Below are 20,361 nucleotides of genomic sequence, written 5' to 3' on the forward strand. Positions count from 1 at the left end.
GGGTTATCATGCATCCATCACAACTTGACGTTACCAGAGAGAGAATGGTCATACCGCTCTTCGAGGCCGTGGTCTACCCCGGCGCCCGGACGAAGTTCAAGGTCGGCACCGGGACCGGAAAGGTGCTGCTCGCCGCGGTGAACAGCGCCGGCTCGACCCATGCGGTCGGCCTTACGGTCCGCGAGGGCATGGACCCCTCGGAAGCCTCGGCCGACTCGCTCTACCGCACGGGGAGCCTGATCGAGATCGCACACGTCCAGCCCGCGAACGACGGCTACCTCGTCTTCGGCGAGGCCGTCGCAAGGGTGAAGGCCACGAGGCTGATCGAGGCCGACGGGCTCTTCTCCGCCTTCTGCGAACCCGTTCCCGACCTCTTCGACCTCGACGAGGGGAGCCGGGCGGAGTTCCTCGCGAAGATCCGGGCGGTCATCCGCGACGTCAGCGGCCACTTCCAGGGCTCCGAGCAGTTCACCCGCCCCATCGAGAAGATGGACTCCATCGACCAGATCATGGGGTTCGTCATGCCGTTCCTCCCCGTCGACCTCGCCGAGAAGCAGGAGCTCCTCGAGATCACCTCGATCCGCGGCCGTTACGCCGCGTTCCTTGACCTCCTGACCCGCGTGAAGGAGGGGATCGAGATCCGGATCGAGGTCGCGAAGAAGACCTCCGAGAAGGTCGGCAAGGCGAACCGCGAGGCGATGCTCCGCGAGCAGCTCAAGGTGATCCAGGACGAGCTCAACGGCTGCGACGGCTCCGACGGCGAAGACGGCTACCGGGAGCGGATTGAGCGCTCGACGATGCCTGAAGAGGTGAAGAAGAAGGCGCTCGCCGAACTGAAGAAACTCGAGAGCGGCGGCAGCCAGCACCACGAGAGCCAGGGTATCCGGAACTACCTCGATCTCCTGCTCGACCTGCCCTGGACGGTCGAGGAGAGGAAGAGCATCGATATCAACGAGGCCCGGCAGGTCCTCGAGAGCAACCACAACGGTCTCGAGAAGGTCAAGGAGCGGATCGTCCAGCACCTCGCGGTCATGAAGCTCAAGGAGGAGAAGCAGGGCTCGATCCTCCTCTTCACCGGCCCGCCCGGCACGGGGAAGACGAGCCTCGGCCGGAGCATCGCCGACGCGTTGGGGAGAAAATACGTCCGGATCAGCCTCGGCGGCGTCAAGGACGAGGCGGAGATCCGGGGGCACCGGCGGACCTACGTCGGGTCGCTCCCCGGCCGGATCATCCAGGGGATGAAGAAGGCAGGGACGAAGAACCCGGTCTTTATCCTCGACGAGATCGACAAACTCGCCGTCTCCTACTCCGGCGACCCGGCGAGCGCCCTCCTCGAGGTCCTCGACCCCGAGCAGAACAGCACGTTCTCGGACCACTACCTGGAGGTTCCCTACGACCTCTCCGATGTGCTCTTCATCGCGACCGCGAACAGCCTCGCGACGATCCCGGCCCCGCTCCTCGACCGGATGGAGCTGATCGAGATCTCGGGCTACACCAAGAGCGAGAAGTTCGCGATCGCGAAAGATCACCTGGTCCCGACCACCCTCGCGGAGCACGGCCTCGACGCGGAGAGACTCCGGTTCGAGGACGAGGCCCTCGCGGCGATCATCGACCGCTACACCCGCGAGGCCGGCGTCCGGGCGCTCAAGAAGCAGATCGCCCGGGCCGCACGGTATGTCTCCGAAAAGATCGTCTCGGGGACCGCGACCCTCCCGTACGTCGTGACGGCGGAGATGCTCCCGGAGGTTCTCGGGAAAGAGACGGTCCGGCAGGACGTGGCGAGGAAGGAGAGCCCGCCCGGCGTCGTCACGGGCCTCGCATGGACCCCTGTCGGCGGCGACATCCTCTTCATCGAGGGGACGTTCATGCCCGGCAAAGGGAAGCTCACCCTGACGGGCCAGCTTGGGGACGTGATGAAGGAGTCGGCGCAGATCTCGCTCAGCCTTATCCGGTCACGGTTCGCGGCCGCTGCCCCCGGGTTCGACTTCTTCGGAAGCGACATCCACATCCACGTCCCGGCGGGAGCGACCCCGAAAGACGGCCCCTCGGCGGGCGTGACCCTGTTCACGGCCCTCGCCTCCCTCATCACGGGAAGAGCGGTCGACCCGACGACCGCGATGACCGGCGAGGTGACGCTCTCCGGCGCCGTCCTCCCTGTGGGCGGGATCAAGGAGAAGGTCCTCGCCGCTCACCGGGCGGGGATCAAGAAGGTCGTCCTGCCCCAGGAGAACGAGCGGGACCTCGTGGACGTGCCCGAAGACGTCCGGCGCGACCTCGTCTTCGTCACGGTGGAGACGATCGAGGACGTCCTCCGCGAGGCGCTCAACGTCGCGCTGCCGGGACCGGTCATGCACTACGCGGGCAACCGGTTCGTCCCGGCACACAACCTCTGAGCGGGGGGCACCCCCCTTCCCTGCTCTTGCGGGACAAGGGTGACGCAGTCCCGGGCACTACTAAGATTGTTCATTTTTCCCCTCATAAGGGACAGAAACCTATTTGGGATCGCGGCGTCAGTCGGGGGCCGGGAAGGGATACAGCATGCAGGAACCGAAAGGTCTGGATCGGCTCAGGGACCGGTTCGTGGGGGAGTGGGACCTCGACGTGACCCTCCGGATGCCCGACGGCAGCACCCTTGCAGGCACGGGCACGGCCACGGCCCGGGAGGTTGCCGGCGGCTACGGCATCCAGAACGATCTCTCGTTCACGCTCGGCGGGAAGCCCTACCAGGAGACGGACCTCTGGACCTACGACCGCGAGAAGGGGACGGTCCACATGTTCGGGGCGGGCTCCGACGGGAGCACGCACGACCATACCGGCAGGTGAAAGGACCCCGACACCCTGGAACTGCACTGGAGCGGCCCCGGAGGGATGGAAGAGACGATCACGGCCGCCTGGGAGGGTGCCGACACCCTTCGCATTCGGTCTGAGACGAGGGTTGCGGGGAAACCCGGCTCCGTCATGTACTCCGTGGGGAGGAGGCGGAAGGGATGAGAAAAAAGTTACATCCCCGCCCGGGAGAGGATGGTCTCGGCCACCTCTCCGGGGCTCGTGAAGGGGAAGTCCTCCGGCTTCAAGAGAGTGCCTGCTTCGCCGGCGGTCATCTCGACGCCGCCTGCCCTGCAGGTTGTCGCCGCTCCGGCCGGGAATGCGGCAAGGAGGTCTTCGGGTGTTTCGATAGGAAACTTCGCGCCGGCGAGGGCGCCGACAATCTGTGCACGGATCTCTTCTCTGACGTTCATTGCTTCGCCTCCGTCATCCCGGCGATATCCCGGGCGGCTTTTGCCAGCGAGCAGTCGTCGCTGTGTTCTTCGCAGCCGAAACAGGCGCTCTTCACTGCAGTAAGCGCCTGCTCTACTTTCTCGTCCGATACGGACGCTCCGGTGTAACTCCATTCAGGCACGTTCTCACCGTCCTCCTCGTTGGATGGTTAGAATAATATAGATGACCGTCATTAAACTATACCGGATTCTCGTGCTACACTCTCATAACTGTAAAGAGCATGACTCTGATCGGAGTGCCGGAGATCTGGTAGCCGACAGGGCGGAAGAGCGCTACGGCAGAGAGATCCGGGAGATTCAATCCGAGATTGCCGGCCTCAGGAGCGAGCTCCGGCGGTTTATAGAGCATGCGAACAGGCAAAACATCGAAACCATCATCGGCAGGCTTCGCGAGGAGTATGCGGGCGTCTTTATCGGTCAGCACCTCTCCGACGCCGACCAGAGGCTCCGGGAGCGGATGATCCGGGACTGCCCGATGCGGGAGCGGTGTTATACCGCGTTTTACGAGTTTCTCAAGACCTCTGCGGAGCATATCAGGGACGGCGAGGTGAGCGAAGAGATCGTCCTGTCCTATCGCGACCGGCTCGCGGAGATGCGGAAGAGCGGGAAGTTCGACAGTTGTTCCACCTGTTTTGCCGAGACGAACCGTCTCTTCGAGAAACAGCTCGAACTGATGCGCTCGCTCGGGATCTACCAGAGGAACCGGGAGACTTCTCCGTCTATCGGGGACCTTCCTGATGAGGTGCTGGTCGGAGAGATCCTTGAACCGCTCGCGAACCGGCACAGGTTCAGGATCGTGCAGGCGCTCGCCGCCGAGCTGCAGACGTTCTCGGCTCTCTCGGACCTGACGGGACTCCGGGGAGGAAACCTGCTCTTCCACCTCAAAAAACTCCAGGATGCCGGGATGATCCTGCAGCGGCACGAGCGGGGAGACTACATCATCACCGGGAAGGGCTATAAGACGCTCGAGGGTATCTGCGCTCTCTACGCTGCTCTGGAGTCGTAGGGCGTCCGGGCCCTTCCCCCGACGCAAGCCGCCGGGGCTCCGGAGGAGTATCCGAACATCTCCCCGGAGGAATCCGGACATACATTTTTATCCCGTTAAGGATAGGTTGGCCGGCGCTCTCTCACGAGACGGGACCGGACACGGTCCCCGGAATTCTGTCGGCGCCGAACGATGAGAGGTGTAAACGAATGCAGCAGCAGGAGAGATTGAAGATGCCAGGCGAACTGATCGGTGAGTCACGAGGAAAGATCATCGGCACGAGGATCGTTGAACTCCTCGAGACCAGCCCGAAGATCGAGACCACAGACCAATCGACCGGCAAACTGCTGGATCTCGATGCGGAGGACATGTCAACTGCGTGGAGTGTGTGGCGGTCTCCGGATACCTTCTACGCAGAGGGTATGGGGGTAACCACATCAAAAGACGGCGAGATGGCCATGTACACCGGATCGGGTACTGGTAAGGGTAGTGCGGGAAGCCCGGAGACCAGTTTTCATGGCATGCTCGTGTTCCGCTCGTCCACCCCGAAATGGGCCCGTCTCAATGGAATTGCCGTCATGGTCGAATATACCGTTGACGCCGACGGCAATACCCATACAAGACTCTGGGAGTGGAAGGGACGGCCGTGACAGGCATATGAACCTTGAGAGGATCATACCGGGAGGGAACCACAGCCAGGGCGATGATCCTCGAACCGTTCAATCCGAAAAGACATTCCATTGAGGAGGTTGCCGGCCTCATCTACGATACCGAGCCGGCGTATTTCCCGCTCGTCTTTGGAAGGGACCGCGAGAAGGCTCTTCTGAAGATTGAGAGCCTGATTCTGGCGGGCGGCAATGCCTTCGGGCACGACAGTATCACCTGCGCCGTCCGGGCAGGCAGGGTCGCCGGGGTCCTGGTCATGCAGGCCCCGGATGCCCCCGGCCTCCGGGAGGAATCTCTCGTCATCGCCCGTGCGGCCGGCCCCGTCACAGCGGCCCGGTTTCTCCTCGCCGAGTTGCTGATCTTTGCACCACACTACCTGAAGAGGACCACGGAGCCCGAATACTACATCTCCGGCCTCTCGGTCGTCCCGGCAGAGCGGGGCCGGGGGATCGGCGCCGCCCTGCTCGAAGGCGCCGTCCGGCAGGTCCGGTCCCGCGGGGGCGGGAGGACTGTCCTCTCCGTCATCGCCCCCAATCCCCTGGCGGTGCGGCTGTATGAGAGAGCGGGGCTTCGTACCGTGTCCGCTCACAGGGCGTGGGTGCCGTTTCGGATTCTCAGTGTCCTGACCATGATCTACGATCCGGTGCAGGACGGATCCGGAGGACCATAACGGGAACGGTCGATACCCGGCTCCCCGCTGTCGACGGAGAGGAGGCGCACGGAAACGATCGAGCACAGGATCTCTCCTGATCATGCTCTTCTCCATGCCGGAGACTGCATGGATGCGGGGTCGCATAACAACCCCGCAGTATCTCCGGAGGGAACCTGCGAAGGGCGGGACTCCGGGTCCCTGTTCTGGACCCTGAGACTCCGGCAAAAGATAATAAGGGCGGCGAAGGGAGCAGAACCCCCCGTTGTGCCGTAAGGCGAGAGCAGGTTTCTGCTACCCCATACGTGTGTTACTCAGATTATTACCGATCACCACAGTTTCCCCATGTCGACACCCACCAGTCCGACGACGGCGCCCGTCGAGTTCTTCACGGGGGCGTACCCGGTGATGAGGACGGCGGTCTCGTTGCCCCACTCTCCGATGTAGAACCCGGGATCTGCGGAGGGTTCCGCAAAGCCGGCGAGGAACGGGGCGTCCTCCTCCGTGGGCACGTAGATCTCGCCTATCGTGGCTCCGTTACCGCTGCCGTAATCCGCGTCCACAACGTACTCGGTGGCGTTCTCGGTCTTGCGCATCGTGTAAATGTAGATGACTCCGGGGTTCGCGCCCCGGAAGGCATCGAGCCGGTCGCGGATGGCGGTGAACGCCGGCGTCGTCTCGTCGCCGGGTTTGAGCGCGGCGAGAGCGTCACCGTCTATCTTGCCGGCAATCTCCGCTGAGAGGGCTTTCAGCCGTTCCTGCGTGATCGGGTTCCCCGCCTGGATGCCTGCCACCCCGGTGCCGGCACCGCTCGCGTTCGTTACCGGGGCATACGCATAGATGACGGAATAAATTTCGGCCGTGGGTTCCTCAAAGCCAGCAAGGAGGACGGTGTCGAGGTCTGTCAGGGCATAGCCTTCGCCTATCGCGACGGCGTTGTCGTCGCTGCCGTAGTCTGCATCCACAACATATTCGACGGTATTCCCGACCCTGCGCATCGTATAGATGTAGGTGATCTCGGGGTTTGCGGTCCGGAAAGCATCGAGCCGGTCGTGGATAGCAATATACGCCGATCCGTTCTCATCGCCAGACCGGAGAGCGGCGTGAGCGTCACCGTCTATCTTGCCGGCAATCTCCGCCGCGAGAGTTTCCAGCTGCTTCTGCGCGATCGGACTTCCCGGCTCGAGGCAGACCAGCCCGACGCCGGCTCCGCTCGCGTTCAGGATCGGGGCATATCCGTAAATGGCAGAATAAACCTCGGCGGTGGGTTTCTCAAAGCCGGCGAGGTACCAGGCTTCCGGGTCCGCAACATGGTATCCCCCGCCGATTGCGTATGCACCGGTGTTGTTGTAGTCTGCATCAACGGCTTGCTCGATGGCGTTCCCCGTTCTGCGCATCGTAGTGATGTAGATGATCTCGGGGTTTGCAGACCGGAATGCATTGAGCTGGTCGTGGATGGTGGTATACGCCGGGGTGTTCTCGTCGCCGGGCTTGAGCGCGGCGAGAGCGTCGCCGTCGATCCGCCCTGCAATCTCCGCCGCGAGAGCCTTCATCTCGTCCGACGTCGGGACCTTCGGCACCGAGGGCGCCTGTGCGGGCGCCGGTTCCATCTCTCCCGGTCCAAGTGCAATCATAATTCCTGCTGCGACGATGATCAGGGCCACGAGGGCGGTGATCGCTCCGATCAGAATATTCTGTTGCGTCACAATATACGCTCCGTTCAGGGATTTGCATTATTGGGGTTTGAACTTAAACATTTGGAAATTTGCCATGATTATATGTGTCTGTATAAATGATATGGACGGATACGTTTTGGTAGATCGTAAAATGTGACATTCTTGAACATTTCAGCGCCGCAGATCTGCAGTCACCAGGAATTTTTCGCTTTCTTGATGATGTGAGCGCTTCTGTCCGGCGTCGTCGTCGAAGGCCCGATAGAACGGACCTGAGCACCCGCGACGTCCTGGTGAGCGACCCCGACGGGTATCGCCTGGTCTCTACCACGCCGGACTTTGGTCGCATGCGGGATTTCGAGACGACCATGCGGGGTGTCCAGGAGCCGTGAGTGTACCGGCGATACCTTGAATATCGATAGGCTGTCAGAAGCGAGCGGATGTGGCGGAGAAGGGGAGAATGTCTCCGGTACGCACTCCGGAGGCGATGATGGGAGCAAGACCGTTCAAGATCGATATCCCCGACGAAGAGCTCGAAGATCTGGCACGCCGGCTCGAGGCCACGCGCTGGCCCGACGAGGTGAAGGGTGCGGGGTGGGAGTACGGCACAGACCCGGGGTTCATGAAGGAGCTCGCGGACTACTGGCAGCACGAATACGACTGGCGGACCCGCGAAGCGGAGTTGAACCGGTTCGCGCAGTTCACCGCGGAGCTCGACGGCATGGAGGTCCACTTCGTGCACGAGCGCGGCAGGGGCCCTGAGCCGATACCCCTTATCCTGACGCACGGCTGGTCGGGCTCGTTCTACGAGTTCTACAAACTCATCCCGCTCCTGACGGACCCCGCGGGCCGCGACGGCCGGTCGTTCGATCTGGTCGTGCCGTCCATGCCGGGGTTCGGGTTCTCCGCCCGGCCCGATGAGCCCGGCTGGGATATCGGCAGGACCGCCGACCTCTGGCACACCCTCATGACCGACGTGCTCGGCTATGAGCGGTACGCCGCCGGCGGGACCGACTGGGGGAGCGGTGTTTCGAGGCTGCTCGGGGCCCGGTACCCGGAAGCGCTGACGGGGATATACCTCTTCAACTTCGCCTACCCCGACTTCACGCCCGGCCAGGACGCTCTCCCCGACCTTACCTACGCCGAGCGGGCGTACCTGGAAGGGACGGAGGGGTGGCTCTGGACGCCCGGCGCCGCATACGCGATCGTCCAGAGCAATCGCCCGCAGACCCTGGCGTACGGCCTGAACGACTCGCCGGTGGGTCTCGCGGCCTGGCTGCTCGACAAGTTCCGGGACCTCTGCGACTGCGACGGCGATCTCTCAACGCGCTTCACCCGGGACGAGCTGATCACGAGCGTGATGATCTACTGGCTCACGGAGACCGCCGGCTCGGCGGCACGGACATACTTCGAGAACACCTTCGCGACCCCGGTGCTTGCTCCCGGCGAGCGGATCGAGGTGCCGGTCGGGGCCGGCATCTTCACCCGGCACGTCGGCATCCCTCGTGAATATGCCGAACGGAGCATGAACGTGCAGCACTGGACCGAGATCCCGCGCGGCGGCCACTTCGGGGCCATGGAGGAGCCGGAGTTGCTCGCCGGAGATATCCGTGCGTTCTTCTGGAGCATCATGTAAATCCGGGAGGCGGCGGGACAAGCCGGTAGATGCGCCCCGTCTTCCCGGTCGGCCCCCGCTCCTCTGCGGTCAGGATGTAGAGTTCGTGCTCCGCGTCCTCCCCGAATGCGAGGACGTATGCCCCCACGCTCCGGCTCCCGGCCACCTCGACTTCATCAAACTCCCACATCCCACCGGCCCGTTCCGGAGGCGTCGCGGCGAAGACGATCCCGTCGCCGTCGGCCCCCGCCCGGTTCCACTCCCCAAAGACGTAGCGCCCGACGAGCCCGGGGAGCGCCTTCCCGCGGTAGACATACCCGCCGATGACGACCGCCCCGATGCCGCCGGGCTGGTTGGCATTCGGGTACTCGATGATCGCCGGAACGAGGGGCTCGCCCCGCCGGCCGGTCCGGGGCACGTCCGCCGGCGACTCGCGGGGGTTGTCGGGGTCGAAGGCGTGATTGCCCTCCCGGAGGTTCCATCCATGATTCCCGCCCGGAACGATCATCTTCACCGACTCCCAGAGGTACTGCCCGGCGTCGGCGGCGAAGAGCCGGTACTCTCCTCCGGCATCGAACGTCATCCTCCACGGGTTGCGGAGGCCGTAGGCGCAGATCTCGTCCCGCCCCGCTCTGCCGACGAAGGGGTTGTCGGGCGGGATCCCGTAGGGTCTGGGGCCGTCGACGTCGATCCGCAGGATGCTCCCGAGCAGCGTCTCGATATCCTGCCCGTTTCCTCCCGGCGGATGGCCTCTCCCGGTATCGTTCGCGCCGCCGCCGTCGCCGAGCGGGATGTAGAGATAGCCGTCGGGGCCGAAGGCGATCGAGCCGCCGTTGTGGTTCGACTGCGGCTGGTCGACCTCCAGGATCACCCGCTCTGAGCCGGGGTCCGCCCGGTCGGGGGTAGCGACGGCGAACTCCGAGACCCGGCTCGTGTGGTCCCAGCCCTCCGGCGCCCCGGCCCTGAGCGGAGCGCTGTAGTAGACGAAGAACCTCCCGTTCTCCCTGAACTTCGGGTGGAACGCAAGGCCGAGGAGCCCGCGCTCGTCGTAGCCGGTGCGGAGGTCGACGACGCGATCGGCGATGTCGAGGAAGGTCCCATCAACGTCGGCGCCGATGACCCGGACGACGCCCGGGAGGTCCGCGACGAAGAGCCGCCCGGTCCCGTCGGCGGGGGACGCGAGCGCGACGGGCATGGTGAACCCCCCGGCGATGAATTTGAGGCCGATCCGTTCCCGGTTTGCTCTTTCTGGCATGATACTCCCACTCCCTGCGGGAATGGATCGGGCTGAAGTACTTAAACCCTGCTGCCGGGAGACTGGGAACCCTGCTATTGCGGCTATCCCGGCCCTCTCTCCTCCTCCATCATCTTCGCCCGCATCTCCTTCGCCCGACAGATGAGATACTCCAGTTTCACCAGTCCGCCGGCGGTCCCGCAGGCGCCCCTGCTGCACGCCTCGTCGTGCAGCCTGTGGCACTCCTGTTCGATGCGGTTGAGGTCGCCCATGGTATACGTGTGATACCGGGCGAGGATATCCCCATACTCATCGGTGAACGCATCGATCTCCCTGAGGAGATCCATCCGGCCCGTTCTTGCCGTCCGCTCCATGATACGTTCTTGCCATGCCGGGGAGTTATCCTTTCCGGAATGAAAGGGCCGCTTGATAACCGCTCTGCCGGGTGAAGCGGGATCGGGTCCGGCCCGGCTTCTCCGGCAATCAGCCCTGCCTGATCCGCGAGACGATCCCCTTCACGCCGCCTGCGACGATGAAGGCCACTCCCCTGACCCAGACCGTAAAGAAATCGAGAGCGACGGATCCAAGCGTCTCTTCCGGGAACATATGCTCGCGCACGTTCCGGAGCGAGAAGTATGCGAGGAGCATCCAGGCCGTCGCGACGAGCCCCTGGCCGATCACCGATATCCAGAGGCCGAGGGTGGCAAAGACCATGGCCATGGCGTAGCCGAGGAGGCTCGTGAAGAGCGCCGAGAAGAAGTTCAGCACGGCCCCGCGCGAGATCACGTCGCGGAGCTGCGGCAGGAGCATGACCGCGAAGAGTACTGTGATGCCGGTTATGGCGAAGTCCTGCCAGGTCGTCTTGATCACCCGTGCGCACGCGGCACAGCATAGAGATATCGACGTGCGAACATATCAGATCGGCAGATCCGGGCGGGTCCCGGGTCAGACGGCTGCCGTCCCGAGGTAGTCTTTCTCCGCGGCGACCGCCCGCTCCTGCCAGTCGGCGGCGACCCATCCATACTCCGAAAACCGCGGGGAGACGAAGAGCCCGGTGCCGCCGTTCTCGAGCGTCCAGACCTCCTGCCCAGGCGTGAACGTGCCGTCGACCTCGCCTGCCGCCGCGTGGTAGACGATCGCGTCGATCTCCTTGACCACCGAGGCGACGACGAGGTTCGGGGCGAGATAGGACTGGTCGGTGTCCTCCCCGATGAGGTAGACGTCGGAGGTCTCGCGGGCGGCGTCCACGATCCCGGTGTTCGAGGAGCCCGCGATCATCAGGACGACGTCGACACCCTCCCTGCGGAGGTCACGGGCGATCGCGCCCGCACGTTCCGGCATCCCGAACCCCTCGAAACTCTCGCCGACGTAGCGGACCGTGACGTTCACGGAGGGGTCGTATGCCGCCGCCCCTGCCCGGAACCCCTCGACGAAGGGGTCGATGACGGCGACCGGCGCACCGGCGATCGCACCGATCCTGCCCGTCTCCGTCATGTTCGCCGCCATCACGCCCGCGAGGTAGGATGCCCCGTAGGGAACCATCACGGCGTCACAGGCATTCGGGAGGCCGTAATTCGCCTGTTCGAGGGTGAAGAACCGGATATCGGGGTTCGTCTCCGCCCACGCCCGGGAAGCGTCGGCGAACTGGAACCCCTCGGTGATGACCAGGTCGGGCTTCTCGGTGAAGTTCCGCGCGGCAAAGACGGCGTCAAGGAGCGCGAGATCGTCATACGAGAACTCCCGCTTCGTGAAATCATACGACTCCTGCGCCCGGAAGAGGCCCCGGTACGCGGTGTCGGCAAACGACCGGTCGCCTTTTGCCAGCGGGTAGACCATCCAGATCACCGGGCCGTCGCCGGCAGCACCGGGCGAGGAGAGGCCGGGGAGGCGCGGGGTTACGTCCGCGGACGCGACCGGGGTGTTCTCGCAGAACTCCCCGCCCTCGACCGTCCAGCGGGTATAGTAGCCGGCGAGCGGGCCTGCCGAGGAGTGTTCGCCGAACCGGAGGGGGCCCGAGGCGCCGGTGACGGAGGGGCGAGCGCCCGCCCGGATCATCGTTGCGGCCTCGCTCGCCTCCTGGGGGTCCCAGCCTTTGACGATGCCGTCGCCGGAGACGACCCGGCGCAGGGAGGCGGCGGGCGACTCCTTCGGGGCCGCCTCCTGCCGGGCCGCGGTGTAGACGGCCAGGAGGAGGGCGTCGTAGGTCTGAGCGGCAAACGCCGGCGGCGCCTCGCCGAAGACCTCCTCGTAGGCGATCGCGTAGCCGGTCGAGGGGTCGGAAGAGAGCGACGTGCCCCGGATTCCCTCCGCCCGCTCGCCGAGGCTCTCTATCAGGTAGGGCGAGCGGGCGGCGTCGGTCAGGAAGAGACCGGCGGGCGAGCCCGTTGCGGCGAGCGCGTCCGCGATCCCGGCCGCCTCCTCGGGGTAGACGGCCGCGACGACCATATCGGGCCCTTCCTCGCCTATCCGTGCGGCCACTTCCGTGAAGTTATCGGAGACCTCGACGATGGTCGTTCCGGTGAGCCGGACCCCGGTCATCGCCGCCGCCGCAGGGGCAAGCCGTGCGAACGTCTCCCCGTAGGTGGTGTTCGCGGCGACGAGCGAGACGTTCCGGACGCCGGTATCCCGGAGGGTCCCGAAGATCGCCTTCAACTGCTCGCCGTCGGCGGAGCAGGTCCTCCAGACGAGCTCGTTCTCCCGGTACTCGGCCGTGACGAGGCCCGACGTGGCGCTCGGCGAGATGAGGATCTTGCCCCGTTCCGTGACGAGAGGCGCGATCCGGACGAGTTCCGCGCTCGTCGCGGGGCCGATGATGACGTCGATATCCTCCCGCCCGGCAAGTTCCTCGGCGTATCCGGAGATGTTGCCGGCGCTCGTGTCCCGGTAGACGAGTTCGATCGCGCGGCCGTCTACGCCGCCATGCCGGTTCAGCGCGTCCACCGCCCAGGCGAGCCCTTCGATCGAGTGCGTGGCAAGCGGCCCGCTCGCGGGCAGCAGGACCCCGATCCGGACGGGGCCGGGATCGGCCGTTGCGGTGCATCCTGCAGAGAGGACTGTTATCGTGACGGTACAGATGAGCATGAGGACCGGGATAAGGGGCGATGTTCGTGCGGTCATGGTAACTTCGTCCGGGCGCCTGGTGCGGTCGGCGGATAGTCATACGTACTCGGCGGCGGCTCACATATCGCTTTTCTTTGGTCTCCGGCTCCGATCGAGCGGGGTCTCGCCCCTGCCTCCCGGCAGGCCCCGCCTGAAAAATTAAGATCGTCTCCTCTCTTCCTTCTCAGGCGCCGCCGGCCCGGTCAGAGAGAGCCCGAACGGTTCAAAGTCCCTGACATCCACGTTGTGAGACCCCGGGGCGATTGCCGGGATGATGAACCGAAAGAACTCGCTCGCGAACTGCTCGTAGCTGAATCCCTCCGCCTCGATCACCATCTTCCATTTGTTCTCCATGGAGAGAATGCCCATGAAGGACGTCATGAGATACATCGAGGTCAGGAACGGATCGAGATCCGGCCGGATCGTCCCGTCTTCGATCCCCTCCTTTATTGCGTCCGCCAGGATCAGGCGGCAGGTGCCGTAGCCCTTCCCGATCTCTGCGGCGCAGGGGTTCTCCCTCGAGAACCGTTCGGACCCATAGAAGTGGATGAGCCGGAGGTAGTCGGGGTGTTCCTGTGCGAACCGGTAATAGGCCTGGCCCATCAGGACCACCCTGACGATGCCGGGGACCTCTCTTTCCATGCACTCCGCGTATCTCGCCTTGAGGATCTCGACGCCGCGGAGCACGACAGCGGCGAAGAGAGCCTCTTTGTTTTTGAAATAGAGATAGATGGTCGCCTTGTTCAGTTCAACCTCCCGGGCTATGCCCTCCATCGAGACGTCTTCGTAACTCCGGGAGAAGAAGAGGCGCTCGGCTGCATCGATGATCTCGTTCCTCCGCTGCTCCTTCTCGCGCTGTCTCCTATCGGCGACTCCCATAGCTTCACCCGATCCTTATTGAAATCCCCAATGTAACCGCGGGAAACCGGCCATTATAAGAAATACTCGGGCTCCTTTCGTTCCCGGTACAGTGTACTCAGCCGCACCGAAGCGTCCCTGACCAGACCGGGCTTCATCGTTCTCGCGTGGGCGGGACAGTTCTTGATGCAGGCGCAACACGTGATGCACTTCTCCGTATCGACCGAGTAGCCGTCTTCCGGGTCGATGGCGCCGGTGGGGCATCCCTCTGCACAGACCCCGCACCCGGTACACGCATCGCTGACTGCAACAAAGTCAACCGTCCAGAGTGTCGGGTCTCCCCGGTAAGGGCGGCAGCCGGGTATCGCTACATCAATCCGGTCGGCCGACGGGACGGCGTTGAGTTTCTCCCGGATCTTACACCCGAACAACTCTGCCTGGCGCAGGTCGCTTGCATCCGGGCGCCCTTCTGCCGTCGGCGTCTCGGCGCTGGAGAACGAGTGTTCCCCGATGAACGCTGCGCCGGCGATCGGTCTGCAGCCACGCTGAGCCAGCATATCGTTCAACTCGATGAGCGCATCGTCATACACGCGGTTGCCGTAGACGACGACACCTACCGCGGGCGTGTCATGGGCTTTGATCGCCTGCAACCACTCCACCAGGAGGGCCGGCACCCTTCCCATGTACACCGGGACCGCAACGACGAGCAGTTCGTTCTCCGATGTCTCCAGCGGCTCTCTCCTCGCGTCCGGCGTGGTGATGTCGATGATTTCCGCCTTGTCGTGGTTTATTCCCCGTGCGATACCCTGGATAACCGTCTTTGATGTTCCCGTAGGCGAGAAACATACCAGTTTCAGCGATTCAATCTTCATACTCTCTCCTCCGTCCGGTCTGCGGCCGCGATCGTCTTCAGCAGCCACGCCATGTTCTTTCCGGCTTCTTTCGCCCTTGCCATGCCTTCTTCGTCCCTCAGGACGTCCCCGATATCCCGGCCGATACCGATCACCGGGACTCCCGGGACCGTCATCCCGCTGTAGAGCATGAAGTGGAGCAGGGTGTCGACGGTATGGTTTGCACCGGATCTCCGCACGGCTGCCGCGGCGGTCGCCGCTTTGCGCTGGAAGGGCCGGCCGTTCGCCCTGGCCACCACGCCCGCCCGGTCGATCAGGGCTTTCATCTCGGACGTGACGTCGAGGAAGTAGACCGGCGAGCCGAGGACGATCCCGTCGGCATCGATCATCTTCTCGATGCAGTCGTTCACGATATCGTCGTCAAAAGCGCACCGCAGGTCCCGGTTCTCAAAGCATCTCCGGCAATCAGCGCATCCGCGGATCATCTGCCCGCCGACCTGGACGAGTTCCGTCTCGATGCCCTCGTTCTCGAGTTCGTCAAGGATCCGCCGGATCAGGATGGACGTGTTGCCGTCCTTCCGGGGGCTTCCGTTGAATGCAACGACTTTCAGTCTTCTCATCTCCCTTCACCCCTTCCTTTGATCTCATCCGCGCTCCGGGGCTCCGTTGCCCAGTCGTCGATGAGCGCACGGGTGAGGCTGAGTCTCGGCGGAAGAGTCGGGAGATGGTCGCGGTCAACCCATACGGTGCTCTCGACCTCGACGCCGTCCGGGGCGACTTCTCCCCCGTCGTAATCGGCAACGAAGCCGAGCATGAGCGAGTCGGGGAACGGCCACGGTTCGCTTGCACGATACCGGATATTTTTGATTGTAATCCCCGTCTCCTCACGGACCTCGCGGCGCACGGCATCCTCGACCGACTCACCGGGCTCGACGAACCCGGCGACGAGGCTGTACCTGCCGGGTGGCGCCCTGATCCCCCGGACCATGAGGATGGTGTCGTTCATTCTCACCAGGACGATGATCGCCGGGGAGAGCCGGGGATACACGATCCGGTGGCAGGACGGGCAGACCCTGGCCCGCTCTGTTTTTACGGGTTCCGTTGCCGCACCGCACCTCCCGCAGAACCGGGTGGTCCGGTCGTAGTCGATGATCTGAGCAGCAAGCGCGGCAACGGCAAGTTCCTCGTCCGGGATGAGGCCGGCAAGTTCGCGCACGCCGGAGTATGCCAGCCCTTCGGGCAGGGGGAGGTCGCCGGGGACCTCGACGGCATAGCAGGGAACGAGCCCCCGGTGGCCGAGGTAACGGGCATCCTTCTTCAGTCCTTCCGGAAGGTCCGGAAGTGTCTCCTGAAAGATGGTCGGCGTGCTGCCGCTCCTGACGCAGACCCCCCCGTCACGGACAAACACCAGGCATGCATCTTCCGGGAGCCGGTCCGGTTCCGGGTACTGCTTGTGCAGACAGCCGACTGCAAACCTTGCTCTATGCTCCATAAAAACCCCCAATTCCCATGATCCCGGGCCTTTCGATTCCATACACGTCTCCACGGGATTCCCATTCTCTCTGTTGAGTCTCCATCCGATTCATCCCTCCCCCACCGGGGAGGTCTAACTCCAGGCTGCCCGAAGGTAGTCTACCAGATTGTTGTCTCTCGGTTATATTATAACTGTCGGTTATTTTGTAACTTTAGGTTATGGGGCTGGACCAGGAGTACGGCAGAAGACGCACACCGCCCATCCTGCGACCGGGGAGAGGCGGGGAGAAGGCTCCGGCAGGAGAAAACTCGTCCGGGCAGGCCCTCCATGCCCTCAAACCGGCGGAACCTGAACTTCCGGCACCAGGTCCTCCGACTTCGTGACCGCCCGGACTATCCTGGCAACGATCTCCTGCTCCTCCGGCTGAAAAAATCCACGAATGATAACGATACCTCTTTCCTGCCCCGGACGCAAGATATCTGATTAATGAGTGCAGAAGAGCGCTGGAGCTCCCGGCTCACCTTCATACTCGCCGGGATAGGGGCGGCGATAGGCCTTGGAAACCTCTGGCGGTTCCCCTATATCTGCTACGACAACGGCGGCGGGGCATTCCTTATACCCTATATCGTCGCCCTGCTCTTTGCCGGCATTCCGCTCTGGCTGATGGAGAGCGCTCTCGGGTACCGGGCGCGGGCCGGAGTCCCCGGCTCGTTCAAGAAGCTCGTCGGCCGGAAGGCCGAGTGGATCGGCTGGCTCGTCGTGATCCTGACCGTGATCCTGATGGCATACTACTCGGTGATCATGGCCTGGGGCGTGAACTACATCGGGTTTGCCTCGACGCTGGCCTGGGGGTCGGACCCCGAAGGGTTCTTCTACGAGACTTTCCTCCGCCTCTCGCCCGATATCTTCACGCTCGGCGGCATGAACTGGCCGGTCGTCCTCGGTGCCGTCATCTCCTGGATAGCGGTATACCTCTCGATCTTCCGCGGGATCCGGAGCGTCGAGAAGGTCGTCTGGCTGACGGTCCTCCTCCCCTGGACCTGCCTGATCGTCCTGGTCGTCCGGGGCGTGACGCTGCCGGGGGCGATCGACGGGCTCGTATACTACCTGACGCCGGACTTTGGAGCGCTCGCGAGGCCCGAGGTCTGGGGGGCCGCTTTCGGCCAGATCTTCTACTCGCTCTCGATCGGCATGGGGATCATGATCGCCTACGCGAAGTATCTCCCTGACCGCCACGACCTCGTCAGGAGCGGCTTTCTGATCTGCATCGCAAACAGCGTCACGTCGTTCATCGCCGGGATCGCCGTCTTCTCGACCCTGGGCTACCTCGCCCACACCACCGGCGTGCCGGTCCCCGAAGTCGTGAAAGGGGGCATCGAGCTCGCGTTCGTGGTCTATCCGACGGTCATCAGCCTCCTGCCCGTGGCCCCCGAGATCTTCGGCGTCCTCTTCTTCCTGATGTTCGTCACCCTTGCCGTCGACTCCATCTTCGCCGCGGTCGAGGGCATCAGCATATCGCTCGAGGACTACATCGGCATACCGCCCGCGCTCCTCTCCGCCCTGGTCTCCGCCGGGATCTTCCTTGTCGGCCTGCTCTTCATGACGAATGGCGGGCTGTACTGGATCGATCTCATCGACGCCTACTACAGCTCGTTTGCGATTCTCGTCGTCGGCATCCTGGAGACGATCGTGATCGGACACCTGTACGGTGCCGGGCGGCTCCGCGGGTTCATGAACGCATCGGCATCGCGCCCGGTCGGCAGGTGGTGGGACCTCAGTATCAGGTATCTCGTTCCCGCCGTCCTGATCGTGGCGGTCGCCGCGAGCCTCGTCGAGAGGATCGGCACGCCGTACGGGGGGTATCCGCCCCTCGCGCAGGCAGTGGGACTGGCGCTCGTCCTCGGCACCCCGATCGTCGCCGTCGCGGTATCCCGGGTGCTCGGAGGCGGACCCGGCAGAGACGGCGGGCCGCAGGCCGAACCGGCGGCCGGGGAGTGATGCCGCCGCACGGCGGGTCATCGATCACGCTCTCCGATGAAGGATGATACGTGCGGTAGTTCGCAGTCACCTCCGTTTCATCCTGCGGCGGACCCAAACGAGAATGTTCTTGCCCTGCCGCGATCATACGGGAACTAATGACCCACCTCTCCTCCGACCTGATCGCCTCCTGCGGAATGAACTGCGGGCTCTGCATCGCCTATCTCCGGGAGAAGAACCAATGTCCGGGCTGCCGGACGGAGGATGCCGCCAGACTGCCCCGGTATTGTGCCGAATGCAGGATCAGGAACTGCGAAGACCGCACGGGAGACTACTGCTACGACTGCGCCGGATATCCCTGCCCGCGGCTGAAACGCCTGGACAAGCGCTACACGACAAAGTACCGGATGAGCATGCTGGAGAACCTTCGCGAGATCCGGGAACGGGGCGTCGCGGCGTTCGTCGAGCAGGAGGAAGTCCGCTGGAGATGCCCGCAGTGCGGATCCATCCTCTCTGTTCACCGGGATCGCTGCCCGCACTGCGGCCAGGCGTGGTGAGGGGGGAGCACAGCCCGCGCTATTCTGCTTTTTTTCTGCAGACCGGCCTCCGGTCGCTTCCCCTGGCTATCCCGGTTGTCGGGTAGTGGGCGATGGCCTCTGATCCGGTCGAAGATTCACCGGGTGCCGGAAGCGTATTCCCGCAGGTATGCGACAGCCAGTTCGTATGCCGAATGCACCTTCTCTCTCTCAACCTTCGGCACGCCGCATGCCACAATATGCACCATCGTTGTGGCGAGGGTGATCTTTGTTGCATCCGAGTCACGGTACGGGTAGACGGCGACGATCTCGTCGTCATCTGTCAGGATAACCTGGTTCTTATGGAGAACGGCGGGTCTTGCCATCCCGATGCCGAGGAACTCTTCACCCTCTTCTGCAAACCGCATGGAGAGTTCCCCGCCCAGGGTATCGGCATCAAAAGCGGCAATGGGTATGCCTGTGCGGATCGAGGCCAGATTATAGGCATCCACCGCGGTGTTGATCGTCGGGAGCATCTTTTTGGCCAGGATCCTTCTCACCAGCGCTTCCGAGGCGGGCCGCGTCCTGGTCGGATCGACGCCCACCCTCCAGAAGAAGTCCCGATAAGCCCTGAAGAGAGGTTCATCCTTGACCTGCTCAAGCGTATACCGTTCCCTTACCGAGCAGACGATCTCATCCTTCAGGGCTTCCAGGGGCGGGCTCTTCTCCTGGATCGAGAGCGGTCCGACATCACCTTCTGCAACTGAGAGGCCGGGGAAGGCGGCAAGAATCTCCTTGTGAATTTCCATGGCTCGTACCGTTCCTGCTGGATTGATTGAGGCATCTCCAGCCTTGAGGAATGGAGCCTTCCGGCGGTGGAGATGCTCGTACCAACTCTTTTCTCTGTCCTCACCAGTATTGACTTTTTTTTGAATCAAGGACGGGAATCCTCCTGGTCGCTACTGTGGCAGGATCGTAAGATTTTGCCATATTTACAATCCCGCACGTGGGTGAGCCGATAGAACATAGAGGAGTTTCACCGGTTCTGGAGAAGGCTGCCCCCAACGATACCGCTTATTTCTGCATTGTTTGAATCTGGATGAGATTGCCGCAGGTGTCGTCGAAGACCGCTATGGTCACCTGGTCAACAACTTCTGTCGGCTCCATCGTGAACTTCACGCCCCGTTCTTTGAGTCTTTCATATTCCGCATGGATGTCTTCGACACCAAAAGACGCGGCAGAGATGCCTTGTTCACGTATTCCTTCCTGGTACGCCTGTGCTACCGGATTGCTGTTCGGCTCAAGCAACAGCTCAGTCCCGCTCTGATCGTCAGGAGAAACGACGGTAAGCCACCTATAATCTCCGGCAGAAACGTCACTCTTTTTCACAAAGCCCAACACTTCGGTGTAGAATTTCAGAGCCCTGTCCTGATCGTTTACAAATACATTGGTCAGTATGATCTTCATGATCGTCCATATCCGGAGAA

At 63.3% G+C, this 20,361-nt stretch carries 22 protein-coding genes; 9 read left to right on the forward strand and 13 right to left on the reverse strand.

Annotated features, from left to right (window positions below):
* Nucleotides 1-44 precede the first annotated feature (44 nt).
* Nucleotides 45-2,393 (forward strand): endopeptidase La, encoded by a 2,349-nt coding sequence (lon, locus tag F8E02_RS07800; protein ID WP_317064926.1) that lies wholly within the window; start codon nucleotides 45-47, stop codon nucleotides 2,391-2,393.
* A 145-nt stretch (nucleotides 2,394-2,538) separates the two neighbouring features.
* Nucleotides 2,539-2,823, forward strand: coding sequence for a DUF1579 family protein (locus F8E02_RS07805; protein ID WP_317064927.1), 285 nt, complete (start codon nucleotides 2,539-2,541; stop codon nucleotides 2,821-2,823).
* Nucleotides 2,824-2,999: 176 nt separating this feature from the next.
* Here F8E02_RS07805 and F8E02_RS07810 read toward each other — a convergent pair whose 3' ends face one another.
* Entirely contained in the window at nucleotides 3,000-3,239 is a 240-nt protein-coding gene (locus tag F8E02_RS07810; RefSeq protein ID WP_317064928.1) for an MTH865 family protein, read from the reverse strand.
* Nucleotides 3,236-3,400, reverse strand: coding sequence for a hypothetical protein (locus tag F8E02_RS07815; protein ID WP_317064929.1), 165 nt, complete (start codon nucleotides 3,398-3,400; stop codon nucleotides 3,236-3,238). The genes F8E02_RS07810 and F8E02_RS07815 overlap by 4 nt, the downstream gene beginning before the upstream one ends.
* A 71-nt stretch (nucleotides 3,401-3,471) precedes the next feature.
* Here F8E02_RS07815 and F8E02_RS07820 point away from each other — a divergent pair, with 71 nt between their 5' ends.
* The 3 genes from F8E02_RS07820 (at nucleotide 3,472) to F8E02_RS07830 (ending at nucleotide 5,599) form a co-directional block, all read left to right on the forward strand.
* Nucleotides 3,472-4,284: a winged helix-turn-helix domain-containing protein gene (locus tag F8E02_RS07820; RefSeq protein WP_317064930.1), complete on the forward strand. Its 813-nt coding sequence runs from the start codon at nucleotides 3,472-3,474 to the stop codon at nucleotides 4,282-4,284.
* A gap of 212 nt (nucleotides 4,285-4,496) precedes the next feature.
* Nucleotides 4,497-4,913, forward strand: coding sequence for a hypothetical protein (locus tag F8E02_RS07825; protein WP_317064931.1), 417 nt, complete (start codon nucleotides 4,497-4,499; stop codon nucleotides 4,911-4,913).
* A gap of 53 nt (nucleotides 4,914-4,966) precedes the next feature.
* Complete coding sequence (locus F8E02_RS07830) at nucleotides 4,967-5,599, forward strand: GNAT family N-acetyltransferase (RefSeq protein ID WP_317064932.1); 633 nt, start codon at nucleotides 4,967-4,969, stop codon at nucleotides 5,597-5,599.
* A 308-nt stretch (nucleotides 5,600-5,907) separates the two neighbouring features.
* Here F8E02_RS07830 and F8E02_RS07835 read toward each other — a convergent pair whose 3' ends face one another.
* Nucleotides 5,908-7,284, reverse strand: a complete 1,377-nt coding sequence (locus F8E02_RS07835; protein ID WP_317064933.1) for a hypothetical protein — start codon at nucleotides 7,282-7,284, stop codon at nucleotides 5,908-5,910.
* A gap of 191 nt (nucleotides 7,285-7,475) precedes the next feature.
* On the opposite strand from F8E02_RS07835, the gene F8E02_RS07840 reads away from it, so the two are divergent.
* Nucleotides 7,476-7,643: a hypothetical protein gene (locus F8E02_RS07840; RefSeq protein ID WP_317064934.1), complete on the forward strand. Its 168-nt coding sequence runs from the start codon at nucleotides 7,476-7,478 to the stop codon at nucleotides 7,641-7,643.
* 68 nt (nucleotides 7,644-7,711) lie between these two features.
* Entirely contained in the window at nucleotides 7,712-8,887 is a 1,176-nt protein-coding gene (locus F8E02_RS07845; RefSeq protein ID WP_317064935.1) for an epoxide hydrolase family protein, read from the forward strand.
* Here the strand turns inward: F8E02_RS07845 and F8E02_RS07850 are convergent.
* The 8 genes from F8E02_RS07850 to nudC all read right to left on the reverse strand — a co-directional run bounded on the left by F8E02_RS07850 (nucleotide 8,880) and on the right by nudC (nucleotide 16,400).
* Nucleotides 8,880-10,121, reverse strand: a complete 1,242-nt coding sequence (locus tag F8E02_RS07850) for a PQQ-dependent sugar dehydrogenase (RefSeq protein ID WP_317064936.1) — start codon at nucleotides 10,119-10,121, stop codon at nucleotides 8,880-8,882. The genes F8E02_RS07845 and F8E02_RS07850 overlap by 8 nt on opposite strands.
* Nucleotides 10,122-10,204: 83 nt before the next feature.
* Nucleotides 10,205-10,474: a hypothetical protein gene (locus tag F8E02_RS07855; RefSeq protein WP_317064937.1), complete on the reverse strand. Its 270-nt coding sequence runs from the start codon at nucleotides 10,472-10,474 to the stop codon at nucleotides 10,205-10,207.
* A gap of 109 nt (nucleotides 10,475-10,583) precedes the next feature.
* Nucleotides 10,584-10,970 (reverse strand): hypothetical protein, encoded by a 387-nt coding sequence (locus F8E02_RS07860; RefSeq protein WP_317064938.1) that lies wholly within the window; start codon nucleotides 10,968-10,970, stop codon nucleotides 10,584-10,586.
* A gap of 75 nt (nucleotides 10,971-11,045) precedes the next feature.
* Nucleotides 11,046-13,217, reverse strand: coding sequence for a BMP family ABC transporter substrate-binding protein (locus F8E02_RS07865; RefSeq protein ID WP_317064939.1), 2,172 nt, complete (start codon nucleotides 13,215-13,217; stop codon nucleotides 11,046-11,048).
* Between the two features lie 141 nt (nucleotides 13,218-13,358).
* The gene (locus tag F8E02_RS07870) at nucleotides 13,359-14,078 is read right to left on the reverse strand and encodes a TetR/AcrR family transcriptional regulator (RefSeq protein ID WP_317064940.1); all 720 of its coding nucleotides are present in this window, start codon (nucleotides 14,076-14,078) and stop codon (nucleotides 13,359-13,361) included.
* A gap of 53 nt (nucleotides 14,079-14,131) precedes the next feature.
* Nucleotides 14,132-14,929 (reverse strand): EFR1 family ferrodoxin, encoded by a 798-nt coding sequence (locus tag F8E02_RS07875; protein ID WP_317064941.1) that lies wholly within the window; start codon nucleotides 14,927-14,929, stop codon nucleotides 14,132-14,134.
* A complete protein-coding gene (locus tag F8E02_RS07880) occupies nucleotides 14,926-15,528 on the reverse strand; it encodes a flavodoxin family protein (RefSeq protein ID WP_317064942.1) in 603 nt (200 codons plus the stop codon). Before F8E02_RS07880 ends, F8E02_RS07875 begins: the two co-directional genes overlap by 4 nt.
* Nucleotides 15,525-16,400, reverse strand: a complete 876-nt coding sequence (gene nudC, locus F8E02_RS07885; protein WP_317064943.1) for an NAD(+) diphosphatase — start codon at nucleotides 16,398-16,400, stop codon at nucleotides 15,525-15,527. Before nudC ends, F8E02_RS07880 begins: the two co-directional genes overlap by 4 nt.
* A gap of 468 nt (nucleotides 16,401-16,868) precedes the next feature.
* Between nudC and F8E02_RS07890 the strand changes: the two genes are divergently transcribed.
* Nucleotides 16,869-18,380, forward strand: coding sequence for a sodium-dependent transporter (locus F8E02_RS07890; protein WP_317064944.1), 1,512 nt, complete (start codon nucleotides 16,869-16,871; stop codon nucleotides 18,378-18,380).
* 137 nt (nucleotides 18,381-18,517) lie between these two features.
* Nucleotides 18,518-18,916 (forward strand): DUF3795 domain-containing protein, encoded by a 399-nt coding sequence (locus F8E02_RS07895; protein ID WP_317064945.1) that lies wholly within the window; start codon nucleotides 18,518-18,520, stop codon nucleotides 18,914-18,916.
* A 116-nt stretch (nucleotides 18,917-19,032) separates the two neighbouring features.
* On the opposite strand, the gene F8E02_RS07900 is transcribed toward F8E02_RS07895, so the two are convergent.
* Nucleotides 19,033-19,812 carry a B3/B4 domain-containing protein gene (locus tag F8E02_RS07900; protein ID WP_317064946.1) on the reverse strand — a complete coding sequence of 260 codons (780 nt, stop codon included), beginning with the start codon at nucleotides 19,810-19,812 and terminating at the stop codon, nucleotides 19,033-19,035.
* Between the two features lie 136 nt (nucleotides 19,813-19,948).
* Nucleotides 19,949-20,341: a VOC family protein gene (locus F8E02_RS07905; protein WP_317064947.1), complete on the reverse strand. Its 393-nt coding sequence runs from the start codon at nucleotides 20,339-20,341 to the stop codon at nucleotides 19,949-19,951.
* Nucleotides 20,342-20,361 lie beyond the last annotated feature (20 nt).

This window comes from Methanoculleus caldifontis (assembly GCF_032842345.1).
GTDB classification, from domain to species: Archaea; Halobacteriota; Methanomicrobia; order Methanomicrobiales; family Methanoculleaceae; genus Methanoculleus; species Methanoculleus caldifontis.

Excerpts from the sequence above, each read along its gene's own strand:
- nudC (WP_317064943.1), bottom strand. The coding sequence starts at position 16,400 with ATGGAGCATAGAGCAAGGTTTGCAGTCGGCTGTCTGCACAAGCAGTAC.
- F8E02_RS07850 (WP_317064936.1), bottom strand. The coding sequence starts at position 10,121 with ATGCCAGAAAGAGCAAACCGGGAACGGATCGGCCTCAAATTCATCGCC.
- F8E02_RS07855 (WP_317064937.1), bottom strand. The coding sequence starts at position 10,474 with ATGGAGCGGACGGCAAGAACGGGCCGGATGGATCTCCTCAGGGAGATC.
- F8E02_RS07830 (WP_317064932.1), top strand. The coding sequence starts at position 4,967 with ATGATCCTCGAACCGTTCAATCCGAAAAGACATTCCATTGAGGAGGTT.
- F8E02_RS07890 (WP_317064944.1), top strand. The coding sequence starts at position 16,869 with ATGAGTGCAGAAGAGCGCTGGAGCTCCCGGCTCACCTTCATACTCGCC.
- F8E02_RS07845 (WP_317064935.1), top strand. The coding sequence starts at position 7,712 with ATGTCTCCGGTACGCACTCCGGAGGCGATGATGGGAGCAAGACCGTTC.
- F8E02_RS07880 (WP_317064942.1), bottom strand. The coding sequence starts at position 15,528 with ATGAGAAGACTGAAAGTCGTTGCATTCAACGGAAGCCCCCGGAAGGAC.
- F8E02_RS07810 (WP_317064928.1), bottom strand. The coding sequence starts at position 3,239 with ATGAACGTCAGAGAAGAGATCCGTGCACAGATTGTCGGCGCCCTCGCC.
- F8E02_RS07825 (WP_317064931.1), top strand. The coding sequence starts at position 4,497 with ATGCCAGGCGAACTGATCGGTGAGTCACGAGGAAAGATCATCGGCACG.
- F8E02_RS07870 (WP_317064940.1), bottom strand. The coding sequence starts at position 14,078 with ATGGGAGTCGCCGATAGGAGACAGCGCGAGAAGGAGCAGCGGAGGAAC.
- F8E02_RS07905 (WP_317064947.1), bottom strand. The coding sequence starts at position 20,341 with ATGAAGATCATACTGACCAATGTATTTGTAAACGATCAGGACAGGGCT.
- F8E02_RS07865 (WP_317064939.1), bottom strand. The coding sequence starts at position 13,217 with ATGACCGCACGAACATCGCCCCTTATCCCGGTCCTCATGCTCATCTGT.
- F8E02_RS07895 (WP_317064945.1), top strand. The coding sequence starts at position 18,518 with ATGACCCACCTCTCCTCCGACCTGATCGCCTCCTGCGGAATGAACTGC.
- lon (WP_317064926.1), top strand. The coding sequence starts at position 45 with ATGGTCATACCGCTCTTCGAGGCCGTGGTCTACCCCGGCGCCCGGACG.
- F8E02_RS07875 (WP_317064941.1), bottom strand. The coding sequence starts at position 14,929 with ATGAAGATTGAATCGCTGAAACTGGTATGTTTCTCGCCTACGGGAACA.
- F8E02_RS07805 (WP_317064927.1), top strand. The coding sequence starts at position 2,539 with ATGCAGGAACCGAAAGGTCTGGATCGGCTCAGGGACCGGTTCGTGGGG.